The sequence below is a fragment of the Streptomyces sp. NPDC088246 genome (assembly GCF_044741025.1).
Lineage (GTDB): Bacteria > Actinomycetota > Actinomycetes > Streptomycetales > Streptomycetaceae > Streptomyces.
In genome coordinates, this window is the sequence record NZ_JBIURV010000033.1 from 48,114 (window position 1) to 62,337 (window position 14,224).

A 14,224-nucleotide genomic window follows, 5' to 3' on the forward strand; every position below is an offset into this window, starting at 1 on the left:
CTCATGAAACCGCTGACCGAGCGAGAGATTCGTTCCGCGTTTGTGAACTGCACCAAGGGTGAGGCCAAGCGCCTGAGCGTCCCCCGAGACCTGGCCGAGCAGTGCTGGGACGACCTGGACTTCCTGGGCTGGCGAGATCCCCAGGCCCCCGACCGGGCCTACCTCGTGACCGAGCTGGACGGCCGCCCGGTCGGCGTCCAGCTGCGCTCCTCCGGCGCCGGCTCCTGGCAGATGCGGCGCAGCATGTGCTCGGTGTGCGTGACCACCCACACCGGGGGCGTCTCCCTGATGGTCGCGCCGAGGTCCGGGAAGGCCGGGCAGCAGGGCAATTCGGTCGGCATCTACATGTGCAGCGACCTGGCCTGCTCCCTGTATGTACGCGGGAAGAAGGACGCGGGCATCGGCGCACGCCTCCACGAGTCCCTCACCCTGGAGGAGAAGGTCCAGCGGACCGTCGCGAACCTCGCCGCGTTCATCGCCAAAGTGACGGCGTGAGCCGGGACCGCCTCCCGGTCTCACCCCCGTATCGCCGCCGCTGCCCGGCCCTGAAGCGGCTGACCAGGGCAACGGCTCGCAAGCTGGCCACTGCCCTGGCCGGCCCCTGGCCTTCGTTCAGCCCTCATCCGCCCCGTTGTCGTCATCGTCGAGGCCAGGGGCATCCGGGTTGCGCAGCGGACGCGGGCTCTGTACCGCGTGGTCCACAGCACCACGACGTTCAGCATCAGGCCGAGCGAGCCGAGCTGGTCGTAGTCGACGCCGTCGACCGGCCGTGCATGCTTCGGGGCACGCACCCGCACTCGGTACTCCGCCGCCTCCACACTGCCGTCCTCGCGATCTCGGTGCGACGGCACGCCTACCAGGTCATCGGGACGTGGCTGGGTCGAGCCCGCCATGCGCCCGTCAGCCAGAATCGGCACATGGCTGCACGACACCGACCGCGCCTGCGGAATTCCCCCGGCGCGACCGCGTCCAGCAGGAGTCCGGTCCCGGGCGAAGCCCCGGGCAACGCCAGTGCTGCGGCGGAGAAGAACAGAAGAGTGACCAATGACCGCCTCGGGCCGATGAGGTCCACGATCCGTCCGCCCGCTGGGGTCCTCGCGCGACGGGGTCCTGCGCCCGGGCCGCCGTCAGCACGGCGCTGACGACCAGCGGGGGACGTCGGCGGGGGAGAGGCCGGGGCGGGCACCCGGTACCCGTCACGTATTCGAAGGCTGCGGTATTCATGGAGCTGCCCTCGGCTGGTTCTGGGAGCAGACGGCGGGGCCGCCCCGGCGTCGGGTCAGTGGGTGGCGAGGAGTTCGAGCGTGTCGATCACGCGGTTCGAGAAGCCCCACTCGTTGTCGTACCAGGCGACCACCTTGATGTGGCGGCCGTTGACGCGGGTGAGGGCCGAGTCGAAGATCGACGAGGCGGGATTGCCCGTGATGTCGGAGGACACGAGCGGGTCGTCCGAGTACTCGAGGATGCCGGCGAGCGGCCCCTCCGCCGCGGCGCGGTACGCCGCCAGTACGTCGTCGCGCGTCACGTCGCGGGCGACGGTCGTGTTGAGTTCGACGATCGAGCCCACCGGAACCGGTACGCGGATCGAGTCGCCCGCCAGCTTGCCATCGAGGTTCGGCAGCACGAGGCCGATCGCCTTGGCAGCGCCCGTCGTGGTCGGCACGATGTTGACAGCGGCGGCGCGGGCGCGGCGGGCGTCGCGGTGCGGGCCGTCCTGCAGGTTCTGCTCCTGCGTGTAGGCGTGCACCGTCGTCATGAAGCCGTGCTCGATGCCGGCGAGCTCGTCGAGGACCGCGGCCAGCGGCGCAAGCGCGTTGGTCGTGCACGAGGCATTCGAGATGATCGTGTGCTCGGCCGCGTCGTACGCGTCGGTGTTGACCCCGAACGCGAGCGTGACATCGGCGCCGTCCGACGGCGCACTGACGAGCACCTTCTTCGCGCCTGCGTCGAGGTGGGCGCGGGCGGCCGTAGCCGACGTGAAGCGGCCGGTCGCCTCGAGCACGATATCGACGCCGATCTCGGCCCACGACAGCTGCGCCGGTTCGCGCTCGGCGAGCACCGTGATGCGACGGCCGTCGACGACGAGGGCGTCCCCGTCGACGGTCACCGGGCGGTTGAGCCGGCCGGCCGTCGTGTCGTAGGCGAGCAGCCGCGCGAGGGTGGCGGGCTCCGTGAGGTCGTTGGCGGCGACGACCTCGAGGTCGCTGTCGCGTTCGAGCAGCGCGCGCAGCACATTGCGTCCGATGCGGCCGAATCCGTTGATGGCGATGCGAGTCATGAGTGGTGTCCCTTCGGTTCGCCATCAGGTTCGCTTGCAGCATCCGTCCGTGACAGTGGCGTGAGTGCCACGGCTCGAAAGGATCGCGCCACGGCGGCGGGCTATTCGCCCTGGGTGAAGGTGCGCCGATACTCGCTCGGCGTGGTGCCGAGGATGCGCTGGAAGTGCAGCCGCAGATTGGCGCCGGTGCCGATACCGACGTCGGCGGCGATCTGCTCGACGCTCCGCTCCGAACGCTCGAGCAGCTCACGGGCCACGTCGATGCGGGCACGCATGACCCACTGCATCGGCGTGTACCCCGTGTCTTCGACGAAGCGCCGCGAGAACGTGCGAGGCGACACCGCCGCGTGCCTGGCGAGCACCTCGAGGGTGAGGGGCTCGCCCAGCCGGTGCAACGCCCACTCGCGGGTGGCGGCGAACCGCGCGCCGAGCGGCTCGGGCACGCTGCGTGGCACATACTGCGCCTGACCGCCGCTGCGGTAGGGGGCCGCGACCAGGCGCCGGGCCGCGTGGTTCGACGCGGCCACCCCGAGGTCGCCGCGCAGAATGTGCAGGCACAGGTCGATGCCCGACGCGGCGCCGGCCGACGTCAGCACGCTGCCCTCGTCGACGAACAGAACGTTCTCGTCGACCTGGACGCGCGGATGCCTCGCCGCAAGCGCGCGTGTGTAATGCCAGTGCGTCGTGGCGCGCTTGCCGTCGAGCAGGCCCGTGGCGGCGAGCGCGAAGGCGCCCGTCGAGATGGCGGCGAGCCGCGCGCCCCGATCGTGGGCCGCGATCAGCGCGTCAACGACGGCCTGCGGCGGGTCGTCGCGGTCCGGGAGCCGGTAGCCGGGGATGAAGACGATGTCGGCCCACGCAAGGGCGTCGAGGCCGTGGGCGACGTAGTACGACAGGCCGTCGCCGCCGGTCACGAGACCGGGTGCGGCGCCGCACACCCGCACCTCGTACGGCATGCTCGCGCGGGTCGTGAACACCTGCGCAGGAATGCCGACATCGAGCGGCTTCGCACCCTCGAGCACAAGGACGGCGACGCGATGCAGGCGGGAGGCTGGCACGGGAAAAGAGTACGGGGTGTGGGGCTGGCCTGTTCGTCCTTACTGATGGCGCTGGGCACCGTCGTGTCCCGGGCCCTGCCGGGCCGGGGCTGGTGCATCACTCGGACGCGGGCAGTCCGGGCAGTACGTCTTTCGCGTTCACCGCCCACCTCGGCCGGGAGCGACGCGTCGATCGGAACCGTCGGCGACGCACTGGGCAACGCACTCATGGAGTCCCATATCGGCCTCTACGAAAAGGAATTGATCAAGCATCGCCGCCCCTGACGCGGCCTCGCCGATATCGAACTGGCGGCTGCGGACTGGGTCGGCTGGTTCAACAACCAACCCCTCCACACCACAATCGGGACCATCCCACCCCCACGAACACGAGGCCAACTACTGCGCTCAACACCGGCCTCAACCGGTGGCTGCCGCCAACGCATAGAGCCTCCACTGATCTCGGGGCGCTTCAGTCCCCGTCCGCGACCCGGGTGCTGGACCAGCGCGGCCAGCGTCCACCGCAGATGCCAGGTCTCGATCCAGCCTCGGTTCAGCGCTGCGCAGGGCGCGCCGTGCCAGCGGTGGTGTCCGGCCGGCAGTGTCAGGTCCACCGGCGCCTCCACCGCCCGTCCGCGCACAGCAGCGCGTCAGCAAGCTCGAACAACTCGTCGCATCGTGCGGTCGGACAGGCGCAGAAGTCGCCCGGAAAGGCGACGCTTGCACGACCGATTCCTGCTCGGCGACCCGGTGCAGCGCACTCACAGAGACAGCCTTCGTCATGGTCCGGTACGTTCCTTGGTCGGAGCGCAGGATCAGATGAAGACCTCCCCCACGCCCGGGGAACTCCCTTGCGAGTGACCAGGTTCGCTGCTGTTCGATCCCCAACGCGAGCCGCAGCTCCCCAGGACCCGAGAGGGGCGTCAGACCACCCAGTCACCGTTTCGCATCACGTGGCGCCCTGCCAGTTCATGCTCACCGTGCCATGCCTGTATTGCATGAGGGCGCACTCTGAAGTACGCGTAGGAGTGATGGTCTTGCCGAGGGTCCCAGCCCCGGCGCTTCGCGAAGGCGTCCGCCGTCGCCCCCGGTACGTCCTGTGCGGTGAAGGCGTCCGCTCTCCCGTCGATAAGGACGACGTCCTCCGTATCACCGAGCGCCAGGCGGGCGCGCCCGTTGTCGCGCAGGTTCCGCCCCGTTGGGTTGGTAACCCGCGTCGATACCCATATAGCCTCCCCGTCCCACAAGAACCACAGCGGCACCAGGCAAGGCGTCCCGTCGGTGCCGGACGACGCCACCCAGATGTCCGTCTCATGCTCCAACCTCGCCAACACTCCACGTCTGCGCTGCTCCGCGCTGCGGGGCACTTCGGCGATCTTCATCACGAAGCACGCTACCGGCGCAGGCACTGAGCACCTCCGCCGTCGGCCCCAGGACCGACGGCGGAGGCAACACCAGCCGGAGTTCGGAGAACAAGATCAGACGTTGTCCCGTGACCCGAGAAGAGGTAGCCCAGTTGCCTCCGGGTTCTGGGTGGCGGGGCTGTGTCAGAGGTGGTCGGGAGTCTGGCTGAGTACGAGGGAGACGAAGCCGAAGGTGTCCCGGTAGATGCGCAGCCATTCGGTTCGGCGGGTGGTCGCCGTGGTGAGCGCTTCGGGGCTGTCCGGATCGACCGGGTGGTCGAGCGCCCAGGAGGCGAGCGACCCCCAGCAGGCCCATTCGTAGTCGTCCAGCTCGTGACGTGTGCTGATGTGCCCGTGGATCGGTGTCCATCCGTCGGCGACGACGCGGTCCACGGTGGTCGCCAGGTCGGTGAGGTCCCCGAACATGTCGATGGCCTCGTGGGACGGGGTGCGGTCCCAGAATCCTTCACCGATCAGGACGCGGCCGCCGGGAGCCAGGTGCTTGCGGGCCGCGGCGAGGGTGGGCAGCAGACCGCCGAAAGCGTGCGTGGCCCCGACGCTGATCACCAGGTGGAACGGTTGTGCGGGTACGAAGTCTTCGGCTTTCTGGTGGTGCAGGACGAGGCGGTCCTCCACGCCGCGGTCACGCGCCGCCTGCCGGGCCTGGGCCAGGGCGTCGACGGAGATGTCCACGCCCTCGGCGTGCAGGTGGGGTCGTGCGGCCAGGGCGCGCAGGAGCCATTCCCCGCTGCCGCAGCCGAGGTCGAGCACCCGCTCGTCGCCTCGGGGCAGCCCGTGTTCCAGGAGTCGACGCACGGAGGCATCGTCGAGCGGAGACTTGATCGGGTGATCGGCGTGGGCGATACGGGACATCTGTTCGCGGTTCACGTGCGAGCCTTTCCACGACGGAGCGCACCTCGTTCCGCTTCGGGGCGGAGTCCTGCGAGGTGCCCGTCGATCCTTGAGGTTCTGACGAAAGGGTTGGGTTGCGTCAGCGGGCCGGTACCGAATGGCGCGCGGACGGTTCTCGCTGACGCTGTGTCTGGTCCTTGGCCGACTGGTGCGGCGAGAGTTCGAGCTTGTAATGGATGGCCCGATGGGTCGGCGTGTAGCCGAGCGCGTCGTTGATCGCTCGCATCGGGAGGCTGCCGTCGGCGGTGTCGGTGCGCAGGCCCTCGAGGTTGGGGTGACGGTCGCCGGCCTGGATGATGGCGGACGCCTTCATCCACCGGCCGAGGCCGTATCCGCGGTGCTTGGGCAGGACGCCGGTGCCGTAGTGCTGGCCGTCGCCGGTGCCGCCGCCGGGGACGACCAGCTCGGTGAATCCGGCGATCGAGCCGTCGGCCTCTGCAGCACATCGCCGTGCTGGGCGACGGCCGCGGCCCGGACGCGATCCACGTCCCAGTCCACCGTGCCGTAGTCGCTGCCGCCCATCGGCATGTCGTCCATAGTGCGGCGGGAAAGCGCGAACGTGTCGGCGAGATCGTCCGGGACGGTGCCGTCCCATGAGGACAGTTGATAGCCGGGATGGTGCCGATCGACGATCGCCGTGAGCGCCGGCAGGTTCGCGTCGGCCAGGTTCAGTCGGGTGAACGTGACGGTCACGGCTTCGTTGAAGCCTCTGGCCTGCAGGAAACGTGCACCGGGGGACCCGGGTCCGGCCTGCTCCGCGAGTGAGCGGCGGCCGTCCGCTCGGGCGGCGTGCGCGGCGGCGCTCAGCAGCAGCGTTCCCGTGCCGTGTCTGCGTTCGGACGCGTGGACGTGCAGGTCCGTCTCGGCATAGTGCATCTGCCCGGGCGTGGTGAACAGCCGCAGAAACACCGACCCGACAGGGGGCCTCTCGGCATCGGACGCCGGCCACGCAAGGCGGTGGCTGCACGGCCTGTGCTCAGGATCGATCAGTGAGGTGATGTGAATGGACAGGGTGGCTCCAGAGTGAGGTGGCGAACGTCGAAACTGGGTTCGGCAGCTCAACATTCGTGCGCATCTGCTGCACACCTCCTCCTCGCCAATGGGCCCGCCGTGTCGCGGCCGCCTGACCGTAACGACCCGGGGTACGCGAGCGCAAACCATTTTTCTCCGACCGCGGTCTGCATGTGATTGCCGCCCCGACCACACGCCTCCGACCCGAAGCCTTGGCCACCGGCCGCAGCAAGGGCGCTGACTTCGACGTGCTGCACGCCCTGGCGGAGGTGGTAACCCTCCCCGATGACGTGGCCGGTGGGGCTGAGGGTGACGCAGCCGACCGGAGGGTTGGGGCCGGCGGTGCCGAGGGCGCTCGCCGGGATGGCGATCGCCCTGCGTATCGCGTCCCGCTCGGCGGCCATGGCCAAGGGGGACAAAGTCCGGCACCGGGGCCGGTGGCGGACGTTTGGGCGGTCGACCGCGAGGTGAAGGCGGCCCGCCGCCGAGTCGGCCACCCACTCATGGCTCGGGAAGAGTGTTGTTGCTGCACGCCGGAGGGCGTAGCCCTTCCACGATGATTGATGCCACCTGCGCGCCGATGCCCTCAGTGGCGGGTCGAGTGTCGCCCTACTGGCCGCAGATAGGCCGGAGGGGTGCGGCGAGCGCTCCCATCAGTCAGTGGCGCAGGAACCTCGGAAGCGCGGCGACGAACTCCATGTTCGGGCGGACCTCGCTGCGGCAGCTGAAGAAGTTCTCGCCCGTACTCGTAGGCGGCGCGCCACCGCTTCGCCGGGCGGCACCACGGACGACGGAGGCAGGAAGATCTACTCCCCGCCAAGCTCAACGTGTAGCGCGCCGGGGGCCTTGCAGCAAGACCCAGGTGGTGCCGCAACCGCAGGTGAGGAGGCGGACGTGGACATGGCGCACCCCCTTTCCCCGGCTCCTGGATCGTCAGTCGCCGTGGAGCGTCGATGGCCAGTTCAGATTTCTCGCCGGCTGCGACTTGCCGGGGCAGTATCTGGCCGCGAATGTCGCGGTGCGTGACCGGTAGCCGGGTCTCTACCGAGCCCGCTTGTTCAGATGGTCCGCCTGGCAGGTATTGAGCTGTGCCCAGCGACATCAGCGCCGCCGTCGTGTCCGCCCTGCTGCCGTCAACTGCCCTCCGGCGCCACGGAGGAAGCCCAAAAAGGGCAACCACCGGCACCGAGACGAGCCCGGCTGGCCTCTCGCCGGCCCGGCTCCGGATTTCCGTTGACCACCCCCGGGGATCCGCCCCCGTGAAGCCATTTGCTGGCGATGTGAGGGCGGATCATTTCTCTGGCAGTAGCGCGACATCGGACACTGGTCCGATATGGGTGAGCTTGTTGGGGTTGGATATGGAGCGGATCGCCTGGATGGCGCCGTCGGCGATCTCGAGCTCGAGCACGCTGGCCACGCGCCCTTCGGTGTCCGACAGTACGGCGCCCGGTCGACCGTTGACCCAGGCCGACTGGACGACGCCAAGCTTCCTGTTACGGCGGAACCCGCCGATGAGCAGCTGTGCGACGCGTCGCAGGCCGGTCATTGCCTTCCCGATCGCCCGTGCCTTGCCGCCGCCATCGCCGTGGAACACGACATCGGGCGCGAGCATGTCGAGGAGTGCGTCCATGTCGCCGCCTGCGGTGGCCTCGAAGAACCTGCGGGCGAGCTCGTCACCCTCCGCGCGCCGCGTCGGGGTCGGCGGGCTGTCGATCGTCTGCCCTTCGGGGGCGATGCGCTTTCTGGCGCGGGCGAAGATCTGCCGGCAGTTGGCCTCGGATTTTCCGATGATCCTCGCCACGTCCGGGTAGCCGTATCCGAAGGCTTCGCGCAGCCCGACGGACTCCTTGGAGTTAACCGACATCGACTACGTGGAGCTCGACTGTTCGTGAAGCACCGGAGGGCGGGTGATCCCGACCACAAGGACTGTGGCTTCCGGCAGGTGGGAGCGGGCTGGGAAGCCTGCCTCTCAGGCGGCACAGTGGCGGGCATGGCACGAGGGGGCGGTCTGCATCCAGGCGGCCATCACCCGCCGCCGCTGCCAGAGCCAAACGGTACGAGGTCGAGAAGACCGTGAAGACGACTGTGTGGCACCCCGAGACGGAGTAGCCGCAGGTGCTGGAACCTGCGGTGGCACGGACAGTGGAGGGGTAGGACCCAGGGGGCCGCGCATCGTGGTTCACCCGCCTGCCGGGCGTGCGCTGCCCCGGCCAGCCGAAAGGTGCATCTCATGTCTGCGGAGCGCGCAAACCTCGACCCGCACCCCCTCACTGCCCTGGTCACCGGGGCCACGTCCGGCATCGGCCGGGCGGTTGCCAAGCGGCTGGCCGCCGACGGAATGTCCGTCGTCGTCGCCGGCCGCAACGCCCAGCGCGGCGCCGAGACCGTCGACGAGATCACCACAGTCGGCGGCCACGCCCGATTCGTCGCGGCGGACCTGGAGGACCCGGTCGGCATCGACCGGCTCGCCGCGGAGGTAGGCGAGATCGACGTCCTGGTCAACAACGCCGGACATGCCGTCTGGGCACCGACCGAGGACATGAAGGTCTCCGACTACGACGCGATGTTCGCCGGCAATGTCCGCGCGGCGTTCTTCCTCGTGGCCGCGTTCGTCCCGGCGATGGCGGCGAAGGGATCGGGCAGCGTGATCAACATCGGCAGCATGGCCGGCAGTCTCGGCTTGGCCAACGCTGCCGCGTACGGCGCGACCAAGGCCGCGCTGGCATCACTGACGCAGAGCTGGACTGCTGAGTACAGCGGCCGCGGCGTCCGCTTCAACACCGTCGCCCCCGGCCCGGTCTACACCCGGGGCGCGGCCCGCGAGCTGTTCGACGCGATCGCCGAAACCACAGCGATGAAGCGCGCGGCCGAGCCTGCCGAGGTAGCCGAGGTCGTCGGCTTCCTCGCCTCGTCGAAGGCCAGCTACGTCACCGGAGCGACCGTCGCCGTCGATGGCGGCCGCACCGCCATCTGAACCCCTGGCTCGCACACTAGGTGGCCCCACTGACAGACCCCCTATCCGAGGAAGGCATCACGCACGGCGGCCATCTCAGGAGCCATCGGTCGGGACTCCTGGCGGGGGTGCACTTCACCTGGCGAGAGCCGCCAGGTGAAGCGCTCCTTACCTTGTTGGCGGGTTGATCCCGGTCCTTCGTACGATCGGGAGACCCAGGGGCCTGGGTGTGGCTGAAAGCGCTCATGCCGTACGTGTGGCTTTGACTGATAGGCCGCCCAGTGCCCCGCGACGAACACGGCCACTCATTGGGATGAGCGAACAGAGATCGCTTCGTAAGGACACGTCGGCGTGGTCGTCTGCAGGGAACCAGTCAACCGATCGACGAGGGAGGCTCGGGTGCCCGAGCTCTGGGCGGGGACGGATGCCGGCAAGGCCGCGCACCACTGCACGGTGATCGACACGGACGGGATGAAGGTGCTCTCGCGCCGGGTGTCCAACAACGAGGCAGAGCTGCTGGAGCTGATAGGCGACGTCCTCGCACTGGCCGAGGACAGCCCGGTGACCTGGGCCATCGACCTGAACGCCGGCGGGGGCGCGTTGCTGATCGCTCTGCTGGTCGGCCATGGTCAGCGGCTGCTCTACATTCCTGGCCGGACCGTTCACCATGCCTCCCGCGGCTATCGGGGGGACGGCAAGACTGATGCGAAGGACGCTTACGTCATCGCGGATCAGGCGCGGATGCGCCGGGACCTGCAGCCTCTGCAGGAGTGGGACGAGATCGCGGTGGACTTGAAGATCCTCACCGCCCGGCGCTACGACCTTGCCGCAGATCGCACCCGCGCCATCAACCGGATGCGGGCACAACTGCTGGAGTACTTTCCCGCCTTGGAGCGGGCCTTCGATTACGCCGGCTCCAAGGCGGCGCTTGTGCTGCTGACCGGCTACCAAACGCCCGCTGGCCTGCGCCGGATCGGCCCGAGTCGGCTCGCGGCCTGGTTGAAGAACCGCAAAGTCCGTGGCGCCCAGGCGGTCGCCGATGCAGCTATTGCTGCGGCGCAGGCCCAGCACACCGCCGTTGCTGGGGAGGCCACGGACACCATCCACGGCTCTCCACGCCAGCACACCATCGTCGCTGCGATCCCTGTTCCGGTGGGCGAAGAAGAACGGCACCATCTTCAAGAACCCGACCGCCCGCATCCGCGTCGGCCAGCGCGAAGAAGGCGTCATCCAGCCCCTGGAACCCGAGCACACCAGCGGGTCCGTAGCCGCCGTCACCCACCCCGCCGACCGGCTGATCCTCGCACTCGCCGCAGTTCACGCCGCACGACCTGGCGCCATGCGCCGCCTCCTGCTCGACGATCTCGACATTGGAAGCCGCCGTCTGACGATCGACGGCCGCACCCGCCCACTGGACGATCTCACCCTTCAACTTGCCCAGGAATGGCTGGAGTTCCGCCGTCGCCGCTGGTCCGGCACAGCCAACCTGCACCTACTGATCAACAAGCAGACCGCCCTGGGAACGGGCCCCATCAGCAAGAGCTCCGTCGCCGGCCCGGCGCTGCACGGCCAGATCGCGACATGGGAACGACTCCGCATGGACCGGCAGCTCGAAGAGGCACTCGTCCACGGTCCCGACCCGCTCCACCTCGCCGAGGTCTTCGGAGTCAGCGAGAAGACCGCGATTCGCTACGCGAACTCTGCCCGCCAGCTCCTGGAACGACCCGTCGAGAGCGGCTCTGACTGTCGTGCCACGTCGAAGATGGCGTCGCGTTCACGGGCCGGGGGAATCGGCAGCCAAAAAAGCCATCGCAGTACCCCGTAGAGGGCTGGTAGCAATTGATGATGCCGACTGAAGCCCTTGACCCGATGGAACGTCTCTTCGCCGAGCGAGCCTGCGAGCGTCTGGTCGTCGAGTTCGTGCGCCGCCTTGACCTGGGAGATCCGAGCAGTGTCGCGGACCTCTTCACGCCTGACGGGGTGTGGGAGTGGCCTCACGGCGACCGCAGAGTCGAGGGGCGTGAGGCGCTCCGCAGCTACTTTGGTTCGCGACCCAAGGACCGGCTGTCACGCCGTATGTCTACGAACATCTTGGTCACGGTGAATTCTGCGTCGGCGGCCACCGCCACCTCTTACTTCGCCACTTACCGGGTCGACGGCTATGCCGATGGCATGGTGCCCGCGAGGCTCCCCGCGAACGTGGGCCACTACGAGGACACGTTCTGGAAGGTCGAGGACACGTGGCTCCTCGCCAGCCGAGTCACGCACCTACCATTCGGCGGAGAGACGGTGCGTCTCAGCCGCCCCGATCAGTCGTGACTGTGGGGGCCAACCTGGCTATGTCCACCCGCCGCCGTGGCGCTGGCCCGGGGCTTCACCACGAACCCACGGATCCGACGCCGCGAGGCACGGCGACAGACCCTCGGGTTCCCGCCGGGAACCCTTCAGTTTTCGCGAACTCGCGGGGCTCACGGGGCATGACCCAGATACGGCAGAAAACCCGCCACGAGATGATCTTGGAGCCCGGACGGCTCGGTTCTGTTTCCCCGACAGAGGAGACCTGGTGTGAGTGCTCGATGGTTGTCACCAGCGCCCGACTGAGGGCGGAGAGGTGGTGTAACTGGCCGGTTGCCGGCCTGGACTTCCGCTTGGACCAAGGCCGATGTGGATTCCGTCGCCAGTTCACTTCACGCCGCACCTGCCGGTACCGGAACACCCCAGCAGCCGAGGCCTGGCAGGCTTTCACGGGCGGGCGCTCCCTGGCGCCCGATAGCGCGGAGAGGATCGCGAACGCGATGGCCGGTCTCGCCAAATCCGGTGCGAGTCCGCTCCGCTTCCCTGGGGCCTGACGCCTGTCGATCCGTCCGCGCCAGTCGGTTCGCCGAGCACGAAGTCCACCGGGACGTCGCATGCCCGATGGCTGCCGCAGTCGCCGGGGGATCGAGGCCCACCCCCTTCCCCCGCCCCGGCGCCCGGCCGAGGCGGGGGAAGGGTCAGAGGCCTCCTGTTTCTTCTTCCCGTGTGTCGAAGGCTTCGCGTGCGCGTGCGATGGCGGGCATGTGCTCCGAGGCCCACGCCAGCAGCACGTCGATGGGAGGTCGAAGGGTCTTGCCGAGTGGTGTGATCCGATATCTGACCGCCACCGGGCGGGTGGAGACGACCTCGCGCTCGATCACGCCGTTTCGTTCGAGTCGCCGAAGTGTCGCGGTCAGTGACTTCTGTGTGACCTGGGGGACGGCTCGGCGCAGTTCGTTGAAGCGGCACGGGCGTTCGCAGAGCTCGTTGAGGACGCTGAGCGACCACTTGTCGAGGATCTGGTCGAGCAGTTCGCGGTGCGGGAGGTCGATGCGGAGTTCGTCGTCGGTATCCATGGCGAAACCTGGTCTCGTTGGAGTGTCCTTCTTCTACTAGGTAGCTTACGGATACCTAGTTCAAGGGGGGAACAGTCATGACGGTTCAGCACTTCACGCCGGAAGGCATGCTGCAGGCGGTCCCGTACCATCACGTGGCCGTGGGCACCGGGACGAAGCATGTCCACGTCAGCGGGCAGGTTGCGCGCCGGGCCGACGGGACTCCGGTCGCGCCCGGCGATCTGGCCGGGCAGGTCGCCCAGGCGCTGCGCAACACCTCCGTCGGGCTGGCGGGCGCGGGCGCGTCGTTCGCGGACGTGCTGCGCCTGACGTTCTACGTGACCCGGTGGAACCCGGAGAAGATCGGCGACTTCATGGCCGGTGTGGAGACCGTCGCCGACGAGATCGGGCTCCGGCTTCCCATGCCGCCGGCCTCCCTCATCGGTGTCGAGTACCTCTTCGAGCCGGATGTGCTCGTCGAGGTCGAAGCAACCGCGCTGCTCGGCTGATTCCTGAGGCGGATGCCTTCCAGCCTCGTCTTGACGCGGTCGCCTTGAAGGGGCGGCGGTGGTCGGCCCACCGTCGCCCGCGGACCGGACCGGACCGGACCGGTCGGCAACGGCTCGACCCGGTCCGGTATCGCATCACTGATCACCAGGGGGGTGCCTTCAGAAGGTCAGACCCGGACCGGTGAGCCCGTCGGCGAAGCCGACGACGCGTACGTGGACCTGTTCCGGAAGGTCACCGGCGCCCGGGCGCAGATGGCCGCCCGGGCCCTCACCCGGGTTCTGCAGGCAGGTGCAGGGAGCCTCGTTCTCGACGAGCACGTACGGACGTGGACCGATCCGGACACCGGCGCGGAGATGACCGAGCGCCGCGTGCGCTACCTGCGGCCGGACTGGCGAGCGGCCGCCTGGTGGCTCGTCCGCGTCTATTCCGACCAGTACGGCCCGCACGCCAAGTCCTGGGACCAACTGCTCGACGAGCTCGGGGTCGGCCAGCACCCGGCCAGCCTCGACGCCCCGGACTTCACGGCGCTCGCCGAACGTCTCCGCCGCACCCTCGCCCAACCCGACGCCGAACTCACCTCACCGCTCCCGGCCTCCTCACCCTGAAACTCCCGATCCCCCGTCATAGGCGTCCCGGTAGTGCTCGCCGAAAAACCAACGGAGCAGCCAGTGACCTGCGGCGCACTCCACCGCCGTACTGCCGCGGCGGTGGAGTGAATGTCCGTAGTCGCGTGCACGGCTGAGCTGGGGATTCGCCACCGAGTGCAGGGAAGT

13 protein-coding genes and 3 pseudogenes are annotated in these 14,224 nt (G+C 68.9%); 7 read left to right on the forward strand and 9 right to left on the reverse strand.

Going from position 1 to position 14,224, the window contains the following annotated elements; translation table 11 throughout:
- Nucleotides 1–3: 3 nt before the first annotated feature.
- Complete coding sequence (locus ACIPEK_RS34065; RefSeq protein ID WP_383079834.1) at nucleotides 4–495, forward strand: FBP domain-containing protein; 492 nt, start codon at nucleotides 4–6, stop codon at nucleotides 493–495.
- A 784-nt stretch (nucleotides 496–1,279) separates the two neighbouring features.
- Here the strand turns inward: ACIPEK_RS34065 and gap are convergent.
- From gap to ACIPEK_RS34105, 8 genes and pseudogenes are all read right to left on the reverse strand, one after another.
- Entirely contained in the window at nucleotides 1,280–2,278 is a 999-nt protein-coding gene (gene gap, locus ACIPEK_RS34070; RefSeq protein ID WP_402004208.1) for a type I glyceraldehyde-3-phosphate dehydrogenase, read from the reverse strand.
- 101 nt (nucleotides 2,279–2,379) lie between these two features.
- Entirely contained in the window at nucleotides 2,380–3,336 is a 957-nt protein-coding gene (locus ACIPEK_RS34075; RefSeq protein WP_402004210.1) for a GlxA family transcriptional regulator, read from the reverse strand.
- A gap of 899 nt (nucleotides 3,337–4,235) precedes the next feature.
- Nucleotides 4,236–4,694, reverse strand: a complete 459-nt coding sequence (locus ACIPEK_RS34080; RefSeq protein ID WP_402004212.1) for a pyridoxamine 5'-phosphate oxidase family protein — start codon at nucleotides 4,692–4,694, stop codon at nucleotides 4,236–4,238.
- A 165-nt stretch (nucleotides 4,695–4,859) separates the two neighbouring features.
- Nucleotides 4,860–5,603, reverse strand: a complete 744-nt coding sequence (locus ACIPEK_RS34085) for an SAM-dependent methyltransferase (protein ID WP_402004214.1) — start codon at nucleotides 5,601–5,603, stop codon at nucleotides 4,860–4,862.
- Between the two features lie 103 nt (nucleotides 5,604–5,706).
- On the reverse strand, nucleotides 5,707–5,940 hold the full coding sequence (locus ACIPEK_RS34090; RefSeq protein WP_402004276.1) for a hypothetical protein: 234 nt from the start codon (nucleotides 5,938–5,940) through the stop codon (nucleotides 5,707–5,709).
- 6 nt (nucleotides 5,941–5,946) lie between these two features.
- A pseudogene (locus ACIPEK_RS34095) lies at nucleotides 5,947–6,222 on the reverse strand (hypothetical protein); the annotation flags it as partial.
- A 167-nt stretch (nucleotides 6,223–6,389) separates the two neighbouring features.
- Nucleotides 6,390–6,788: pseudogene (locus tag ACIPEK_RS34100) on the reverse strand (GNAT family N-acetyltransferase); the annotation flags it as partial.
- 1,141 nt (nucleotides 6,789–7,929) lie between these two features.
- A complete protein-coding gene (locus ACIPEK_RS34105) occupies nucleotides 7,930–8,439 on the reverse strand; it encodes a nuclear transport factor 2 family protein (RefSeq protein WP_402004217.1) in 510 nt (169 codons plus the stop codon).
- 429 nt (nucleotides 8,440–8,868) lie between these two features.
- Between ACIPEK_RS34105 and ACIPEK_RS34110 the strand changes: the two genes are divergently transcribed.
- The 4 genes and pseudogenes from ACIPEK_RS34110 (at nucleotide 8,869) to ACIPEK_RS34125 (ending at nucleotide 11,910) form a co-directional block, all read left to right on the forward strand.
- Nucleotides 8,869–9,612: an SDR family NAD(P)-dependent oxidoreductase gene (locus ACIPEK_RS34110; protein ID WP_402004220.1), complete on the forward strand. Its 744-nt coding sequence runs from the start codon at nucleotides 8,869–8,871 to the stop codon at nucleotides 9,610–9,612.
- Between the two features lie 378 nt (nucleotides 9,613–9,990).
- Nucleotides 9,991–10,680, forward strand: a pseudogene (locus tag ACIPEK_RS34115) (IS110 family transposase); the annotation flags it as partial.
- The gene (locus tag ACIPEK_RS34120) at nucleotides 10,631–11,416 is read left to right on the forward strand and encodes a hypothetical protein (protein ID WP_402004279.1); all 786 of its coding nucleotides are present in this window, start codon (nucleotides 10,631–10,633) and stop codon (nucleotides 11,414–11,416) included. The pseudogene ACIPEK_RS34115 and the gene ACIPEK_RS34120, both read left to right, overlap by 50 nt.
- A gap of 20 nt (nucleotides 11,417–11,436) precedes the next feature.
- Entirely contained in the window at nucleotides 11,437–11,910 is a 474-nt protein-coding gene (locus ACIPEK_RS34125; protein WP_402004223.1) for a nuclear transport factor 2 family protein, read from the forward strand.
- Between the two features lie 674 nt (nucleotides 11,911–12,584).
- On the opposite strand, the gene ACIPEK_RS34130 is transcribed toward ACIPEK_RS34125, so the two are convergent.
- Nucleotides 12,585–12,962 carry a winged helix-turn-helix transcriptional regulator gene (locus ACIPEK_RS34130; protein WP_402004226.1) on the reverse strand — a complete coding sequence of 126 codons (378 nt, stop codon included), beginning with the start codon at nucleotides 12,960–12,962 and terminating at the stop codon, nucleotides 12,585–12,587.
- A 77-nt stretch (nucleotides 12,963–13,039) separates the two neighbouring features.
- Between ACIPEK_RS34130 and ACIPEK_RS34135 the strand changes: the two genes are divergently transcribed.
- Nucleotides 13,040–13,450: a RidA family protein gene (locus tag ACIPEK_RS34135; protein WP_402004229.1), complete on the forward strand. Its 411-nt coding sequence runs from the start codon at nucleotides 13,040–13,042 to the stop codon at nucleotides 13,448–13,450.
- Between the two features lie 153 nt (nucleotides 13,451–13,603).
- Nucleotides 13,604–14,056, forward strand: coding sequence for a hypothetical protein (locus ACIPEK_RS34140; RefSeq protein ID WP_402004232.1), 453 nt, complete (start codon nucleotides 13,604–13,606; stop codon nucleotides 14,054–14,056).
- Nucleotides 14,057–14,224 lie beyond the last annotated feature (168 nt).

Coding starts and splice junctions, on each gene's coding strand:
- ACIPEK_RS34130 (WP_402004226.1), bottom strand. CDS start 12,962: ATGGATACCGACGACGAACTCCGCATCGACCTCCCGCACCGCGAACTG.
- ACIPEK_RS34135 (WP_402004229.1), top strand. CDS start 13,040: ATGACGGTTCAGCACTTCACGCCGGAAGGCATGCTGCAGGCGGTCCCG.
- ACIPEK_RS34090 (WP_402004276.1), bottom strand. CDS start 5,940: ATGAAGGCGTCCGCCATCATCCAGGCCGGCGACCGTCACCCCAACCTC.
- gap (WP_402004208.1), bottom strand. CDS start 2,278: ATGACTCGCATCGCCATCAACGGATTCGGCCGCATCGGACGCAATGTG.
- ACIPEK_RS34110 (WP_402004220.1), top strand. CDS start 8,869: ATGTCTGCGGAGCGCGCAAACCTCGACCCGCACCCCCTCACTGCCCTG.
- ACIPEK_RS34080 (WP_402004212.1), bottom strand. CDS start 4,694: ATGAAGATCGCCGAAGTGCCCCGCAGCGCGGAGCAGCGCAGACGTGGA.
- ACIPEK_RS34065 (WP_383079834.1), top strand. CDS start 4: ATGAAACCGCTGACCGAGCGAGAGATTCGTTCCGCGTTTGTGAACTGC.
- ACIPEK_RS34125 (WP_402004223.1), top strand. CDS start 11,437: ATGCCGACTGAAGCCCTTGACCCGATGGAACGTCTCTTCGCCGAGCGA.
- ACIPEK_RS34120 (WP_402004279.1), top strand. CDS start 10,631: ATGCAGCTATTGCTGCGGCGCAGGCCCAGCACACCGCCGTTGCTGGGG.